This window comes from Herbaspirillum sp. WTB6 (assembly GCF_057457785.1).
This window is the reverse complement of the sequence record NZ_CP176522.1, coordinates 88612-104299: the sequence shown is the minus strand read 5'-3', so window position 1 is coordinate 104299 and position 15688 is coordinate 88612. Positions and strand designations below refer to the sequence as shown.

Annotated in this window: 16 protein-coding genes and 1 pseudogene; 1 reads left to right on the top strand and 16 read right to left on the bottom strand. The window is 60.2% G+C overall.

What is annotated here, in order from left to right; all coding sequences use genetic code 11:
* The 4 genes and pseudogenes from ACK2VC_RS00470 to ACK2VC_RS00455 form a co-directional block, all read right to left on the bottom strand.
* On the bottom strand, positions 1–666 hold the full coding sequence (locus ACK2VC_RS00470; RefSeq protein WP_486731644.1) for a response regulator: 666 nt from the start codon (positions 664–666) through the stop codon (positions 1–3).
* Between the two features lie 216 nt (positions 667–882).
* A complete protein-coding gene (locus ACK2VC_RS00465; protein WP_486733277.1) occupies positions 883–1251 on the bottom strand; it encodes a CZB domain-containing protein in 369 nt (122 codons plus the stop codon).
* A 138-nt stretch (positions 1252–1389) separates the two neighbouring features.
* Positions 1390–1725 (bottom strand): annotated as a pseudogene (locus ACK2VC_RS00460) (methyl-accepting chemotaxis protein); the annotation flags it as partial.
* Positions 1726–2090: 365 nt separating this feature from the next.
* A complete protein-coding gene (locus ACK2VC_RS00455; protein WP_486731643.1) occupies positions 2091–2696 on the bottom strand; it encodes a hypothetical protein in 606 nt (201 codons plus the stop codon).
* 176 nt (positions 2697–2872) lie between these two features.
* Between ACK2VC_RS00455 and fdxA the strand changes: the two genes are divergently transcribed.
* Entirely contained in the window at positions 2873–3196 is a 324-nt protein-coding gene (gene fdxA / locus ACK2VC_RS00450; RefSeq protein ID WP_486731642.1) for a ferredoxin FdxA, read from the top strand.
* Between the two features lie 19 nt (positions 3197–3215).
* Here the strand turns inward: fdxA and ACK2VC_RS00445 are convergent, their stop codons facing one another.
* From ACK2VC_RS00445 to ACK2VC_RS00390, 12 genes are all read right to left on the bottom strand, one after another.
* Entirely contained in the window at positions 3216–3971 is a 756-nt protein-coding gene (locus tag ACK2VC_RS00445) for a Crp/Fnr family transcriptional regulator (protein WP_486731641.1), read from the bottom strand.
* Between the two features lie 24 nt (positions 3972–3995).
* A complete protein-coding gene (locus ACK2VC_RS00440) occupies positions 3996–4346 on the bottom strand; it encodes an SUF system Fe-S cluster assembly protein (RefSeq protein ID WP_486731640.1) in 351 nt (116 codons plus the stop codon).
* Entirely contained in the window at positions 4347–4793 is a 447-nt protein-coding gene (gene sufU, locus ACK2VC_RS00435; RefSeq protein WP_486731639.1) for a Fe-S cluster assembly sulfur transfer protein SufU, read from the bottom strand.
* Positions 4790–6043, bottom strand: coding sequence for a SufS family cysteine desulfurase (locus tag ACK2VC_RS00430; RefSeq protein WP_486733276.1), 1254 nt, complete (start codon positions 6041–6043; stop codon positions 4790–4792). The genes sufU and ACK2VC_RS00430 overlap by 4 nt, the downstream gene beginning before the upstream one ends.
* Before the next feature lie 2 nt (positions 6044–6045).
* Positions 6046–7380 (bottom strand): Fe-S cluster assembly protein SufD, encoded by a 1335-nt coding sequence (sufD, locus tag ACK2VC_RS00425; RefSeq protein ID WP_486731638.1) that lies wholly within the window; start codon positions 7378–7380, stop codon positions 6046–6048.
* The gene (gene sufC / locus ACK2VC_RS00420; RefSeq protein ID WP_486731637.1) at positions 7377–8165 is read right to left on the bottom strand and encodes a Fe-S cluster assembly ATPase SufC; all 789 of its coding nucleotides are present in this window, start codon (positions 8163–8165) and stop codon (positions 7377–7379) included. The genes sufD and sufC overlap by 4 nt, the downstream gene beginning before the upstream one ends.
* A 29-nt stretch (positions 8166–8194) precedes the next feature.
* On the bottom strand, positions 8195–9655 hold the full coding sequence (sufB, locus tag ACK2VC_RS00415; protein WP_486731636.1) for a Fe-S cluster assembly protein SufB: 1461 nt from the start codon (positions 9653–9655) through the stop codon (positions 8195–8197).
* A complete protein-coding gene (locus ACK2VC_RS00410; protein ID WP_486731635.1) occupies positions 9652–10119 on the bottom strand; it encodes an SUF system Fe-S cluster assembly regulator in 468 nt (155 codons plus the stop codon). Before ACK2VC_RS00410 ends, sufB begins: the two co-directional genes overlap by 4 nt.
* A 209-nt stretch (positions 10120–10328) precedes the next feature.
* Positions 10329–10568 carry a hypothetical protein gene (locus ACK2VC_RS00405; RefSeq protein WP_486731634.1) on the bottom strand — a complete coding sequence of 80 codons (240 nt, stop codon included), beginning with the start codon at positions 10566–10568 and terminating at the stop codon, positions 10329–10331.
* A 196-nt stretch (positions 10569–10764) separates the two neighbouring features.
* Positions 10765–13143: a phosphoketolase family protein gene (locus tag ACK2VC_RS00400; RefSeq protein ID WP_486731633.1), complete on the bottom strand. Its 2379-nt coding sequence runs from the start codon at positions 13141–13143 to the stop codon at positions 10765–10767.
* On the bottom strand, positions 13140–14360 hold the full coding sequence (locus tag ACK2VC_RS00395; protein ID WP_486731632.1) for an acetate/propionate family kinase: 1221 nt from the start codon (positions 14358–14360) through the stop codon (positions 13140–13142). Before ACK2VC_RS00395 ends, ACK2VC_RS00400 begins: the two co-directional genes overlap by 4 nt.
* Positions 14361–14373: 13 nt before the next feature.
* On the bottom strand, positions 14374–15678 hold the full coding sequence (locus ACK2VC_RS00390) for a glucoamylase family protein (protein WP_486731631.1): 1305 nt from the start codon (positions 15676–15678) through the stop codon (positions 14374–14376).
* Between the last annotated feature and the right edge of the window lie 10 nt (positions 15679–15688).

The following is a 15688-nucleotide window of genomic DNA, read 5'->3' as shown; positions in this document are numbered from 1 at the left end:
TTATTCTTGATGTAGCGGCACCATGTAACCGACGCCGCGCACGTTCTTGATCAGCTCCGCTCCGAGCTTCTTGCGCAACGCGTGGATATAGACCTCGACCGTATTGCTTTCGACTTCCTCGTTCCAGCCATACAGTTTTTCTTCCAGTTGCGCACGCGAGAACACGGCGCCGGGGCGATCCAGGAAAGCATGCAACAGGGCAAATTCGCGCGCCGACAGATTCACCGGCTGGCCGCGCAGCTTTACCTCGTGCGTGGCCGGGTTCAAGCTCAGGTCTCCCAGCCGGATTTCCGGTTGCGCCCGCCCCGCCTGCCGCCGCAGCAGGGCACGAATGCGGGCCGCGAGTTCTTCCAGATCGAACGGCTTGATCAGGTAATCATCGGCGCCCGCGTCCAGGCCTGCCACCCGGTCGGCAACTGCATCGCGCGCGGTCAGGATCAGCACCGGGATCCGGTTGCCGGCCCGGCGCATCGATTTCAACAACTCGAGGCCCGATATTTTCGGCAAACCCAGGTCCAGCAGGAGTAACTGGTACAACTCGCTGCCAAGCGCCACTTGCGCCGCCTGCCCGTCCTGCACCCAGTCCACCGTGAAGCCGTCCAGGCGCAAGCCTTTGCGCACGCTGTCGCCAATCATGGCGTCATCTTCCGCCAGCAATAAACGCATGTACTCCCCACAGACTGTGAATTTTCCCTGCCGATGGAAAATAGTGTACTCCGCAGCAGCTGCAGCAAGGCGGCCGCAAGCGGATGATAGGCGCGTGGAGTTAAGCCAGACTTAAATTTAAAAAAACGCCCCGATTGCGCAGGCAACGGGGCGTCAAATGACGGAGAACGACAATATCGAATCCGCCGTCATCTTGCGAAGCGGAAAATCAAGCGTTCAGGCCACCCGCAAACGCGGTGCCGCGCCATTCTGAAGCGCCGTCGTGGCGGCGCGGCCGGCACTGGCCAGCAATACCTTTGCCTGCGGCCGTTCCTCACCGACCATTCGGGTCAGTCCGGCCATCACCGACAAATTGGCATCTTCCATGGCCGCCAAAGCCTGCAATGCGGCAGCATAGTCGCCGGCATAAAACAGGCTCACCGCGCGTCGCGCTTCCCGGTGCAGTGCCTGATGCGGCGCTTCGATCTGGCGGTAAATCGCCTGGCCGGCATACCTGGATTTGCCTTCGCCGGCGTAATACCACTGGCCCAGCCCGCATTCGGTTTCGTCCGGCAAATCCTTGGGGTCGATCTGCGACAGGCCCATGAATACCTTGTACACCTCCAGCTTCATGGTCAATTCATCGATATTCGCCAGTTCGAGATTGCTGAGCAGCGCCGAAGATTCAATCGCAACCTCCATCTTTTGCGACAACGTCAGCAGTCGTTGCATGCCATGCATCGCCCCCTTGCTTTCATCGCTGAAGCGGCTTGCATCCTGCGCGCCGTCCTGCATCATCGTCGTCGTCAGCCTGGCTTCCTCTCGAATGCCGTCGATCAGAGTCGCAATGTCGGCGGTGGCGCTGGTCGTGCGCTGCGCCAGCTTGCGCACTTCATCGGCCACCACGGCAAACCCCTTGCCGTGAACTCCGGCACGGGCCGCCTCGATTGCCGCGTTCAACGCCAATAGATTGGTCTGGGCTGCGATCTGCCGGATGGAGGCGATGATGCCGCTGACTTCGCCGACCCGGGAATTGAGTTGCTGGACGTTCGAGGCGGCGCCGTTGATGTGCCCGAACATCGCGTGCAGGTTGCCGGAAATGCTTTGCAGCGCCTCCCGATTGGCGTCGGATTCGGAAGACGCCTGCAGCACCGATTTCTTGCCCTCGTTGAGCGTCAGGGTTACACCCTGAAACGACTGGCGGATGCCTTGCAGCGATTTGCCGAAGCTGGTGAGGCTGGAGAAAACACCTTGCGCGACCATCTGCCGTTGCTCTGCGGCCGTCAGCCGTGCCCGGGTTGCTTCGAGTTCGTCTTTTAGCTGCTGATTGCTGGCCAGCGCCGCGGCTAGGGCGCGTTTCTGTTTGCGATAAAACACGTCGGGGTCTTTCGATGCGCTTGCCATAAATCGGCAGACGCTAAAGGGTTGCACTGCCGGGGAAAAGGTTAATCGGTCACGAAAATCAGATCCGGATCATCTGCATATTCGAGCAGGATCTTCCGCACCCGCTCTTGCCACAGGCGGCCGAACTCCGCCACTTCTTCCGGGCTTGCCGAGCCGCCCAGCGCTTTCTGTAACAAGGGGGAAGTACGCGGATCAAACGGCACCTTACCCATGTCCATCCCAAGCTGGACCGCGGCGCCGGTATCCTGCCGTTCAAAGCGTACTTCGCCGTCGAAATCGGCGTCGTAGCCAATCAGGTCCTTGCGGCAATGCTGGCCGCCGATTCCCTTGAAACCGCCGCGCCCGGCCGCACCGGTAATCAGGCCAGCCACATTGGCGATCACGCCGATCACGCCCTGCTCCAGCGGTGCGGAAAACTGAATCTTGATGCCACCGCGCTGCGGCACCTGGTCCGGATACAGCAGTTGCAGGGCGCGCCGCGTCAGCAGATAAGAGCCGGCAACGGTGGGACAAGAATGGCCGGCAAGCCGGACCGCATCAACGTAGTGATAGGTCATCATGCCGCCTTCGGCGGCGCCAAGAAGTTGCGCCAGTTCATCGCGCACGGTGATGGATGGCGCCTGGTCAAAGAAAGCCGGGTATGTCATGAATAGCCTGATTTGGAACATGCGTTGATCGGAATGACCGCGCTGTAAATCGAGTGTGGTCAGCTAGCCTGCATCGTAAGCGTGGCACGCCGGGACGGGAATGATTATTGTCATGGCGAGGCAACGCCTGCGCTCCTATGCTCGACACCGAATCAGGATGAACAGGAGAAACAGACATGACCTTTGTGGTTACCGAAAGCTGCGTCAAATGCAAATACACCGATTGCGTGGAAGTCTGTCCGGTCGATGCGTTTCGGGAAGGTCCCAATTTTCTGGTGATTTCGGCCGAAGACTGCATCGACTGCGCGCTGTGCGTCGCCGAGTGCCCAGTTAACGCGATCTTTGCCGAGGAAGACGTACCGGCCGACCAGCAGCGTTTTATCGGCCTGAACACCGAACTGGCGGAGCAATGGGAACCGATCGTCAGGAAAAAGCCGGCATTGGCCGATGCCGATGAATGGGCCGAGGTGAAGGATAAATTGCACCTGCTGGAGCGATAACGGAGAATCTCCGCGCGATTCAGCCGGCATCCGACATGCGTTGCAGCATGTCTACGCGCGCGATGTCGATACCGTCGCGCGCGCCCTTCAGCCAGCCGGCTTTTTGCCAGCGGCTCATGATACGGATCACGGTCTCGACCCTGGCGCTTACCAGGCGGCCGATTTGCTCGCGCGTCAGGGCCAGATTGATATGCAATTCGCCCGAGGCGCGTTTGGTGCCGAAGCGGCGGCCAAGGAAAAGAAACAGGGCCGCCAGCCGCTTGGGCACCGAGCCGGCGCCGACGATCTCGATCGATGCGTGCAGGGCCGCATTATGCTGCAGCAGGGCCTGATTGACCGCCAGTGCCAGTGGCAGGTGTTCGCGCATCACCTGCAGCATGACGGATGCCCGGATGCGCACGATGTCGACATGATCGGAAAGCGCAATGGCATCCGCCGGATAGGGTTTGTGCGCGATTGCCGCCGGCAAGCCGACCGTCTCGCCGCCGGCGAACAGGCCCAGGATCACCCCATCGCCGGAACGCCTGGTACGCTCGATTTCAACGATGCCGTCGTCGATCAGCGTAAAGTGATCGGCCTTGTCCCCGGCATACCAGATACGTTCGCCGGCCTTGAAGCGATGCCGGGTCATTTCGCGCGCCAGGCGCGACAACGGCAAATCGCCGACCTCGGCAAACAGTGTGAAACGCGCCAGGATGCCTGCCTCCGGTGCGCCAGGCGGCACCACCTGGGGCGGCATGCCCGGAATTGACCGGATGGCGTTCAATTGCAGCATGCAAGGCTCCCGGTGCCAACCGTGTTACAGCAGCCCAAGCTCCAGCTTGGTCTCGTCGCTCAGCATGTCAATGCTCCATGCCGGCTCCCATACCAGTTCGACCCGCACATCGGACACCCCCGGCACTTCGGAGAGGCGCTCTTCCACCGTGCCGGGGAATGTCCCGGCCACCGGGCAGGCCGGCGCCGTCAGCGTCATCTCGATCGCGACCTCGCCTTCGTTGCCGATATCCATTTTGTAGATCAAACCGAGATCATAGATATTGACCGGGATTTCCGGATCGTAAATGGTGCGCATCGCGGCGATCAGGTTGTCCCTGATCTGTTCTTCCTGCAGGGAAGCGCCGTTGCCTGGCTGTTCTGAGACGTTCATCATTTACTCCGTTGACACATCCTGTGGTTGATCCTTCAGAGCCGCATGCAGGGTATGCCATGCGAGCGTCGCGCATTTCACGCGTGCCGGGAATTCGCGCACGCCGGCCAGCACTTCGAGCTTGCCGATGTCGTCATGCGGGACATCGTCGGGGCTGGTGACCATTTGGTGAAACTCGTGGAACAGATGTTCGACCTCCGCCACCTTCTTGCCCTTCAACGCCTCAGTCATCAGCGACGCGGAAGCGGTCGAAATCGCGCAGCCGCTGCCGGAAAAACTCAGGTCCTCGATTACCCCATGCTCGATTTTTAGATACACCGTCACCTGGTCGCCGCACAGCGGGTTATGGCCTTCGGCCTTGTGATTGGCGCAGTCGAGCACATGGCAGTTACGCGGCTTGCGGTAGTGATCGAAGATCACTTCCTGATATAGATCTCGCAGATCGCTCATCTCTGGAATAACTCCCGTACCTTGTGCAAACCGGCCACCAGCGCATCGATCTCCTGGCGAGTGTTGTACAGCGCAAACGATGCACGCGCGGTACCGGCAAGCCCGAAACGGCGCATGACCGGCATCGCGCAATGATGGCCGGCCCGGATCGCAATGCCGTCGTGATCCAGGATCGTGCCGATATCGTGCGGATGAATTCCATCCATCGTGAACGACAGGATACTGGCCTTGTGCTGCGCGCGCCCGATGATGCGCAGACCGGGAATGGCGCTGACCAGCTCGGTTGCGTATTCCAGCAAATCCTGTTCGTGCGCCGCGATCCGCTCGACTCCGATCGCCGCGACATAGTCGAGCGCCGCGCCCAGTCCGATTGCGCCGGCGATGTTTGGCGTACCGGCCTCGAACTTGTATGGGAGGTCGTTGTACTCGGTCTTTTCAAACGTCACCGCGCGAATCATGTCGCCGCCGCCCTGGTAGGGCGGCATGGCCTCCAACAGGGCCTTCTTGCCGTACAGCACGCCAATGCCGGTCGGAGCAAAAATCTTGTGCCCTGAAAAAACATAGAAGTCGCAATCCAGCGCACGCACGTCGACGGTAAGGTGCGAAATCGCCTGCGCGCCGTCCAGCAATACCAGCGCGCCGACCGCATGCGCCATTTCACTCACTTGCGCCACCGGCGTGATCGTGCCCAGCGCATTCGACAGATGGGTAATCGCCACCAGCCGGGTCCGCTCGCCCAGCAGCGCGGCATAGGCTGCCATGTCGAGTTCGCCGGCATCGTTTACCGGTGCCACCTTGAGCACGGCACCGCTTTGCGCGCACACCATTTGCCACGGCACGATGTTCGAGTGGTGCTCCATGGCGCTGACGACGATCTCGTCACCCGCCTGCAACAGTGGCCGGGCATAGCTTTGCGCCACCAGGTTGATGGCCTCGGTAGCGCCTCGAACAAAAATAATCTCCTCGTCGTGGCCGGCGCCGATGAAGCTGCGTATCTTGCCGCGTGCCGCCTCATAGGCATCGGTCGCGCGCTGGCTCAGATCGTGCACGCCGCGATGGACATTGGCATTCAGCTTGCGGTAGTAACTGGCCTCGACGTCGATCACCGATTGCGGCTTTTGCGTGGTGGCGGCATTGTCCAGGTAGACCAGCGGTTTGCCGCGCACGGTTTCCGACAGAATCGGAAAATCGAGACGCCAGTTCGCCACGCCGCTCGCGGTCGCCGAGTGCAACAGGGTTTCGGTATCCAGTTTCACACCAGCTCCCTGATGCGCTCGCCTTGCGGGAGGCGTGCGAACAAAATTTGCTCCAGTCGCTGGCGCAATGACTGCAGCCGGATCCGCTCGATCACGTCGTGAGCGAAGGCATGCACCAGCAGGCTTTGCGCAATCGCGTCCTCGATGCCGCGCGAGCGCAGGTAAAACAGCTGCTCATCATCGATCTGGCCAACGGTCGCGCCATGCGTGCATTGGACGTCGTCGGCATAAATCTCGAGTTGCGGCTTGGTATCGACTTCGGCATCGCGCGAGAGCAGCAGGTTGTGATTCGACTGGTGGGCATTGGTCTTTTGCGCACCGGGGTGAACGATCACCTTGCCGTTGAATACGGCGCGCGACGAACCATCCATGACGCCCCGATAATATTCACTGCTGGTGCCGCTGGGCGACGCGTGATCAACCCGGGTGTGGTTGTCCACATGCTGGCGTCCACCCACCAGATACAGGCCATTCAGCGTGACCTCGCAGCCGGTTGCGCCGAAGTTGGTCGTGATGTCATTGCGCGTCAACAGCGCTCCCAGCGAGATCGAATGCGACTCCACGCTGCTGTCCTGTTTTTGTTGCGCATGGATGCCGGCGATATGAAACGCCTGCGCCGATTCCTGTTGCAGCTTGTAGTGTTCGATCGCGGCGTTGCCCGCGGTGAAGATCTGCGTGACGGCATTGGTCAGATACACCGCATCGTCCGTTCCCGCATAGTGTTCCACCACGGTCGCCCGCGCACCGGGTTCGGCCACCAGCAGATTGCGCGGGTAGATCGCCACACCGCTCTGCGTGGTCAGAAACAGCAAATGAATCGGCTGGGCAACCACGATGTCGCGCGGCACATGCAGCCAGGTGCCATCTGCCATGAAGGCGGTGTTCAGTTCTCCGAATACGGTCTGCCCGGTGCGGTCGATCAGATAAGGCTGCAGCGAGTCCGGCGCCTCCTTCAGCGCCTGCGCCAGGCTGCTCAGCACGACGCCGTCCGGCAGGGGCTGCAGGCTCGACAATTCCGGTGCGTGCCGGCCATTGACGAATACCAGCCAGTGGCCTGCTTCGCGGTCAGGAGCAATGTTCTTCAGCAACGCCTCAGCTCCCGTTGCGTCGGAGTCGGCGGCCGCCAGTGCGGCAAAAGCCTGGCGTTCAATCCGGCTGACGTTGGTGTATTTCCAGTCTTCCTCGCGCGTCGTCGGATAGCCGCTCTGGGCAAAGCGCTCAAGCGCGGCGTTACGCCCCTGCACCAGCCAGGGCAACTGGGTGCCAGGCAAGGTCAACGCAATGCGGGCGTAATCGGCCAGCGTGCGCTCCCTGGGTTCCAGGTTCATCATGCTGCCGCCCCCACTCCCGCGGTGACGGATTTTTTGGCATCGGCACCCGGCTCCAGCCAGCCATAACCGCGCTCTTCCAGTTCCAGCGCCAATTCCTTGCCACCAGACTTGATAATTTTCCCTTTCGACAGCACGTGCACAAAATCCGGCACGACATAGTCCAGCAGGCGCTGATAGTGGGTCACCATGATGATCGAGCGTTCTGGGCTACGCAGCGCGTTAATGCCCTTGGCCACGATCTGCAGCGCATCGATGTCGAGTCCGGAATCGGTTTCGTCGAGGACGGCCAGTTTCGGTTCCAGCATTGCCATTTGCAGCACTTCGTTGCGCTTTTTCTCGCCACCCGAAAATCCCTCGTTGACCGAGCGGTACAGCAATTCCTGGTTCATTTCCATCAGCTTCATCTTCTCCTTCATCAGCTTCATGAATTCGAAGGCGTCCAGTTCCTGCAAGCCGCGATGCTTGCGCACGTTATTGAGCGCCGCTTTCAACAAATAGACGTTGCTGACCCCAGGAATCTCGACTGGGTACTGGAACGCCAGGAAGACACCTTCCCGCGCGCGAATTTCCGGTGCCAGCGCGAGCAGGTCCTTGCCCAGGTATTCCACGCTGCCCCCGGTCACCTCGTAATTGTCGCGCCCCGCCAAAACCTGGGCCAGCGTGCTTTTTCCCGAGCCGTTTGGCCCCATGATGGCGTGCACTTCGCCGGCGTTGACGGTCAGATCAAGTCCCTGCAGGATCGGTTTCTGCTCGACCCGGACTTGCAGATTTTTAATTTCCAGCATGTTTTTCCCTAGTTCGCTTATAACAATGATTAACCGACACAACCCTCGAGGCTCACGGAAAGCAGCGCCTGCGCTTCCACCGCAAACTCCATCGGCAGTTCCTTGAAGACTTCCTTGCAGAATCCGTTGACGATCATCGACACCGCGTCTTCCGCCGAAATGCCGCGCTGCATGCAATAAAACAGCTGATCCTCGCCGATGCGTGAAGTGGATGCCTCATGTTCGACGCGCGCCCCGGGATTTTTGACTTCGATGTACGGGAAGGTATGGGCGCCACATTGGTCGCCCAGCAGCAACGAATCGCACTGCGTGTAATTGCGTGCGCCCTCGGCCGATTTCATGATCTTCACCTGGCCGCGATAGGATTGCTGGCCACGCTTGGCGGAAATGCCCTTGGACACGATCGTGCTGCGGGTATTTTTGCCGATATGAATCATCTTGGAACCGGTATCGGCTTGCTGGAAATTGTTGGTCAGCGCCACCGAGTGGAATTCGCCGATCGAATCGTCGCCGCGCAAGATGCAGCTTGGATATTTCCAGGTAATCGCGGCGCCGGTCTCGACCTGGGTCCAGGAAATGCGCGATTTCTTGCCACGGCAATCACCACGCTTGGTGACGAAATTGTAGATACCGCCGTTGCCGTCCTTGTCGCCCGGGTACCAGTTCTGCACGGTCGAATATTTGATCTGCGCGTTATCCATCGCCACCAGTTCCACCACGGCCGCGTGCAACTGATTTTCGTCGCGTACCGGAGCGGTGCAGCCTTCGAGGTAGCTGACGTAGGCGCCTTCGTCAGCAATGATCAGGGTGCGCTCGAATTGGCCGGTGTCTTTTGCATTGATGCGGAAATAGGTGGACAGCTCCATCGGGCAGCGCACGCCGGGCGGGATATAGCAGAATGACCCATCGGTGAACACCGCCGAATTCAGCGCCGCATAGAAATTGTCGCCGGGCGGCACCACCGACCCCAGGTATTTCTGCACCAGTTCCGGATGATTCTGCACCGCATCCGAGAAGGAACCGAAAATGATGCCGAGTTCGCCCAGCTTGTCCTTGAAGGTGGTGCCGACCGAGACGCTGTCGAACACCGCATCGACCGCAACTCCGGCCAGCATCTCGCGCTCTTTCAGCGGCACGCCGAGCTTTTCGTAGGTCTTCAGCAGTTCGGGATCGACCTCGTCCAGGCTTTTCGGCCCCTCCTTCAGGGATTTCGGCGCGGAGTAATAAATGATGTCCTGATAGTCGATCGGCGGATGCTTCACCGCCGACCATGCCGGCGGAGTCATCGTCAGCCAATGCCGAAACGCCTTCAGCCGCCACTCCAGCATGAAGGGAGGCTCATTCTTCTTGGCCGAGATCAGCCGTATCGTGTCCTCGGTCAGGCCGCGCGGTACCGTATCGGTCTCCACGTGGGTGACGAAACCGTGCTGATATTCATTTTCGAGAAAACCGTCCAGTTGTGTGGCGGTCGTCGATGCTGCCTCTGTCATGCCTGTTCTCCGTTCATATGATTTGCTAGCTGACGGTGCGCGCGCGGCTCGCCGGCAGGAACAGTTGCCGCCACCGGGTGCACCATCTGATCCAAGGTCACTTCGCGCAACGCGTGCAATACGATCTGGTTGACCCGCTGCCAGTTGGCGCGCACCGGGCAACCGCGTTCCTGGGCGCACAGGCCGGGCGTGATGCTGCACTCGGTCATGCCGATCGGTCCATCCATTGCCTCGATCACCTGTGCCATCGAAATCTGGTTTGCGGGGCGTGCCAGCGTGTAACCGCCGCGCGACCCGCGTAGCGACACCACCAAGCCCTCACGCGTCAATATCTTCAGAATCTTGCTCACCGTCGGCAGCGGAACCCGGATGTTGGCCGCGATTTCGGCTGCGCTCTGGATACGCTCCGGATGCAGCAGCATCGTCGTCAGGATCACGGTGCCGTAATCCGCCAATTTACTCATTCGCAACATTGCCGACACCCATATTTTTAAACAGCACCAATATAGTCCGATTTGCGCAAAAAAGCAATTGCCGCATGCGCCAAATGTGCGGTATCGGGGAATTTCAGAAGTAATCGATCAGGTAGGAAAACCTTGAAAAACCAGCAACGCTGGCAAGAATTTTTGCGCTGCGCAACGAGCGCCAGTCCGACTCTAGCGCCGGCCCGACTCTAGCGCCGGCCGCGAAAACCGTGGCCGCCACTTCGATAGTTCAGGCCAAATCCAAAATACACCGGCGGGCCCACATACACGGGCGGCGCCACGTACGCAGGCCCATAGCCGTAGGCGGGTTGGGTTGGATACACGGTTCCATATGGATCGCCATACGCAGCGTTATAGGGTACCGCCACGCATCCTCCGAGCACGGCGATTGCACTGAACATGGCTAGGCAAATCAGCAGTCGTTTCATGATTGACATCCTCCAACCTCGGGTTCACAGCAGGATGAGCCGGTTGCGCCATCCTCGGTCCGGTGCGGAGGCTGCAAGCCGCGGACCGGCTGCTCACCCCAACCCAACTGCCGAACAGGACATCACTCTAAACCGGCCGTGGCGGCAGGAGGCATGACGTTACAAAAATTTACGCGGCAAATCGCTGCCGCCAGCGTCACCAGCGCCAATCACGGATTTCCGGCATATCCTGACCATACACACGTACGTACGCGTGGTGCGCCATAAGCTTGTCGCGCAGGATGGCCTTGACCGCACCTGCGGTCGCACTCAGCCCGGGCACCCGAGCGATCACGTCGCCGGCCAGGTGAAAGCGGTCCAGGTCGTTCAGCACCACCATGTCGAACGGTGTGGTGGTGGTGCCTTCCTCCTTGTAGCCGCGTACATGAAGGTTGTCATGGTTGGTGCGGCGGTAGGTCAGCCGATGGATCAGCCACGGGTAACCGTGATAGGCAAAGATGGTCGGCTTGTCGCGCGTGAACAGCGCATCGAAGGCGGCGTCGGACAGGCCATTCGGGTGTTCGCTTTGCGGCTGCAAGGTCATCAGGTCGACGACGTTGACCACGCGTATCTTCAGTGCCGGCAAATGCTCCCGCAAAAACTTCACTGCCGCCAGCGTCTCCAGTGTCGGCACATCGCCGCTGCACACCATCACCACATCCGGTTCCCCGCCTTGATCGTTACTGGCCCATTGCCAGATCCCGACGCCGGCCGCGCAATGGCTGATCGCCGCGTCCATATCCAGCCATTGGGGTGCCGGCTGCTTGCCGGCCACGACCACGTTGACCTGATTGCGGCTGCGCAGGCAATGATCGGTGACCGATAGCAGCGTGTTGGCATCCGGTGGCAGATAAACCCGGATGACATCGGCCTTCTTGTTCATCACCTGGTCGATGAAGCCGGGATTCTGATGGCTCAGGCCGTTGTGGTCCTGGCGCCAGACGTGCGATGACAAAAGGTAGTTCAGCGACGCGACCGGTCGGCGCCAAGGAATCTTGCGCGTCACCTGCAGCCACTTCGCATGTTGGTTGAACATCGAATCGACGATATGGATGAAGGCTTCGTAGCACGAAAAAAAGCCGTGCCGGCCGGTCAGCAGATAGCCTTCCAGCCAGCCTTCGCATTGATGTTCGCTCAACATTTCCATCACGCGTCCGTCAGCCGCGACGTGATCGTCGTACTGGAAAACTTCTGCCGTCGAGCAGCGGCTGGTCACATCGAACACCGCGCTCCAGCGGTTGGAACTGGTTTCGTCCGGGCTGAAGACCCGGAAATTGCGCGTCCTCTGGTTTGCCCGCAACACATCGCGGATGAATTGACCCTGCACCGCGGTCGCCTCGGCATCGGTCGCGCCAGGTTGCACAACGGTTAGGGCGTAGTCGCGAAAATCCGGTAGCGCCAGATCACGCAACAGCAAGCCGCCATTGGCATGCGGATTGGCGCCCATGCGCCGTGCGCCGCGCGGCGCCAGATCGGCCAGCTCGCCGATCAAACCGCCGTTCGCATCGAACAGCTCCTGCGGCCGATAGCTTTTCATCCAGTGTTCCAGGATTTTCAGGTGTTCCGAATTGGTCGCCAGTTCCGCCACCGGCACCTGGTGCGAACGGAATGTCCCTTCAACCGCCTTGCCATCCACCATCTTCGGGCCTGTCCATCCCTTGGGTGATTTCAGGATGAGCATCGGCCAGTGCGGCCGCTGCCGAAAGCCATTGGTGCGAGCATCGTGCTGGATTTCCCGGATTTCGGCCACCACCGCGTCCAGTGTCGCCGCCATCAATTGATGCATCTGCTGCGGATCGTCGCCCTCGACGAAATATGGGTGATAGCCGTAGCCGATGAAAAGCGCTTCCAATTCGTCACGCGGAATGCGCGCCAATACCGTCGGCCCGGCGATCTTGTAGCCATTCAGATGCAGGATCGGCAGCACCGCGCCGTCATGTACCGGATTCAGGAATTTGTTGGAATGCCAACTGGTCGCCAGCGGGCCGGTTTCAGCCTCGCCGTCGCCCACCACGCAGGCCACCAGCAAATCCGGGTTGTCGAACGCGGCGCCATAGGCATGCGACAGGCAATAGCCCAGTTCACCGCCCTCATTGATCGAACCCGGCGTTTCGGCCGCGGCATGACTGGGGATGCCGCCTGGGAACGAGAACTGCCGGAACAGCTTTCTCATCCCCTCCTCATCCTGCGAAATCTCCGGGTAAAGTTCGCTGTAGCTGCCTTCCAGCCAAGTGTTGGCCACCAGCGCCGGGCCGCCATGCCCGGGGCCGGTGACGTCGATCATGTCCAGGTCGTACTGCCGAATGATCCGGTTCAGATGCACGTAAATGAAATTCAAGCCGGGTGTCGTCCCCCAATGCCCAAGCAGGCGCGGCTTGACATGGTCCAGCGTCAGCGGCTGCTTCAACAGCGGATTGTCGAGCAGGTAAATCTGGCCCACGGAAAGGTAATTCGCCGCGCGCCAATAGGCGTCCATCTTGCGCAGCAGTTCCGGGTCCAGCGGATTCCTACTCAATTCCGTTCTTGCTACCTTCATGCCGATGCTCCTTCCTGCTCGCCGCTCAGCAGCCGGCAAGTAGTGGTCGCCACCATCCATTCCTCGTCGGTGGGAATGACGCGCACCTCGACCCGGCTGGCCGGCGTCGAAATCAGCTCTTCCGACGCCGCATTGGATTCAGCATCAAGCGCAATCCCGAGAAACGCCAGCCCGTCGCAGATGCGCGCCCGGATGAGCGGCTGGTTTTCACCGATGCCGCCGGAAAAGACCAGCGTATCGATGCCGTTCAGCACTGCGGCATAGGCGCCGACCCATTTGCGTGCCTGATAGCAAAACAAGGCCACCGCCTCGGCTACCCGCACATCCTCAGTCTCGCGCTCGAGCAAGTCGCGCATGTCGGCACTGCTGGCGGAAACGCCCAATAAACCCGATTCGTGGTTGACCATCTGGCTGAACTGTTGCGTCGACAAGCCATCCCGCTGCATCAGGTAGCACATCAGGCCGGGGTCGAAATCGCCCGCGCGCGCCCCCATCATCAACCCCCCGGTCGGCGTAAAGCCCATGCTGGTATCGACGCTGGCGCCGCCCTGCACCGCCGCCATGCTGACACCGTTTCCCATATGCGCCAAGATCACGCGTCCCTGCGCGCGTTGCGGATTGATCTGCTCCAGACGCTGCATCAGGTAGGCATAGGATAGGCCGTGAAATCCATAGCGCCGGATCCCGACCTCATCGAAGCGGCGCGGAATCGGCAGCAATCGCGCCACGCGCGGCAGCGTGCGATGAAACGCCGTATCGAAACAGGCAATCTGGGGCAGTTGTGGATAGCGCCGGCGCAATTCCTCGATCAACTCGATCTCGCGCGGAAGATGATCCCAATCGAGCGCAATGATGTTGCGCAAGTCTTGCAATAGCAGCGGCGTGATCGCTTGCGGTTCGGTATGCTGCCAGCCGTGCACCACCCGATGGCCGATTGCGCGCAGCGCGCCGAAATCCAGCCGCTGTGCCAGCCAGTCGATCAAAAAAACCATCGCCGAGTTGGAAGCGGGTATATCGACTCGTTGCTTGCGCGCTTCATCCATCGACGCATCGTGAAACGACAGATGTTGTTCAGGCGAATCGATGCGATCCACCTTTCCGGCCAGGATGCGCACCGGTTCGGCGCCGACTCGATACAGCGCAAAGCGGATACTGGAGGAACCGCCATTGATTGCCAGCACATGCTGGCCATTTGCTGCTGCCGTCGATTTCCCCATCGAGTCACCCGATTCAAGACGCCAACCAACCGCCGGTAAACCCGGCGCGACGCAAGCCATTGACCACATGCGGGCAGCTTCTCATCAACTGCCACAGCAATCCAGTCCGATAATTCTCGATCATCAGCATGATCGGCCCCTGGTTCAGGCCGACATGCCAGGGTGACACCCAACCCGCCTGGTTGTGGCTTTTTTCCGGGTAAGTGAGGTTGAACGTAGCCTTGAAGCCATAGGGATGATCCAGCTTGAGTTTCAAGCCATACGTGCAATAGTCGATCGTCGGCAGCACGATCTCCGGCGCAAACGGCAGCGACGCCACCGCCGCCCATGGGGCGAGGGTGCCATCGTCCGGCCCGTATGGCACCCCGCGCCCTATATAGCCGAAGAAATGACGCTGGATGCCATTCACCCTGACATTGGCCGGTCCGGGCCCGTCGCTGGCGGTGATTCCCCAGCAGCATTCGCCATAGCCACTAAAATCGAGCGGATTCTCGATCGCGTACTGGCGATGCACATAGGTTGCACGCCGGCTGTTCTCGAAATAATCAATCCCCTTTTCCCGCATGAAGGCATCCTGAATGCCGCGAAAATCGATCCAGACATGCGGTAGCTGATGGGTAAACAGCGGGCCGGAATACAGGTAATCGTAGCCGTAGCATTGCGCCCATTTGTAGCTGGAAGTCCACGCCGCATAACTGCTCTCCGGCAGCGGATGGGTGGGCGAACCGAGCGCCAGCAAGTAGAGCAGCATCGCCTCGTCGTAGCCTTCCCAGCGATATTTGAGGAATCCGCTCTCGGGTTTCCAGCCGTGCGTCACCGTCTCGCCGCCGTCCTGCGCCCACTGCCAGTCGGCGCGCCGATACAAATCCTCCGCAAGGGTGCGGATTTCCTGCTCCTGCTCCGACTGGCCACAAAAATACGCTGCCGCCAATAACCCGCCGGCCAGCAGGAAGGCGCTGTCGACGGTAGACAACTCGCACTGCCATGCGCGCCGGCCGCTCTGCATGTCGAGGAAATGATAATAAAAACCCTGATAGCCGGTCGCGTCCGGCTCCGGCCCTTGCGGGCTATTCCAGAAAAATTGCAGCGTGACCAGGGTGCGCGCAAGGGCGGTTGAACGCGGCATGAGGCCGCGCTCGACCGCAACCGGATACGCCGCCAGCGCCAGGCCGGTGGCGGCAATGCTGGCTGGCCAATTCTCCGCGTTCTTGTCGATCACCAGACCGTTCCCGGGATTGACCTCGTGCCAGAAATAGCTAAAGGATTCGTGCTGCAGCCGATTCATTTCGGCATCGATCGTAGGTTCCCGCTTGCTCATGCATGCTCCC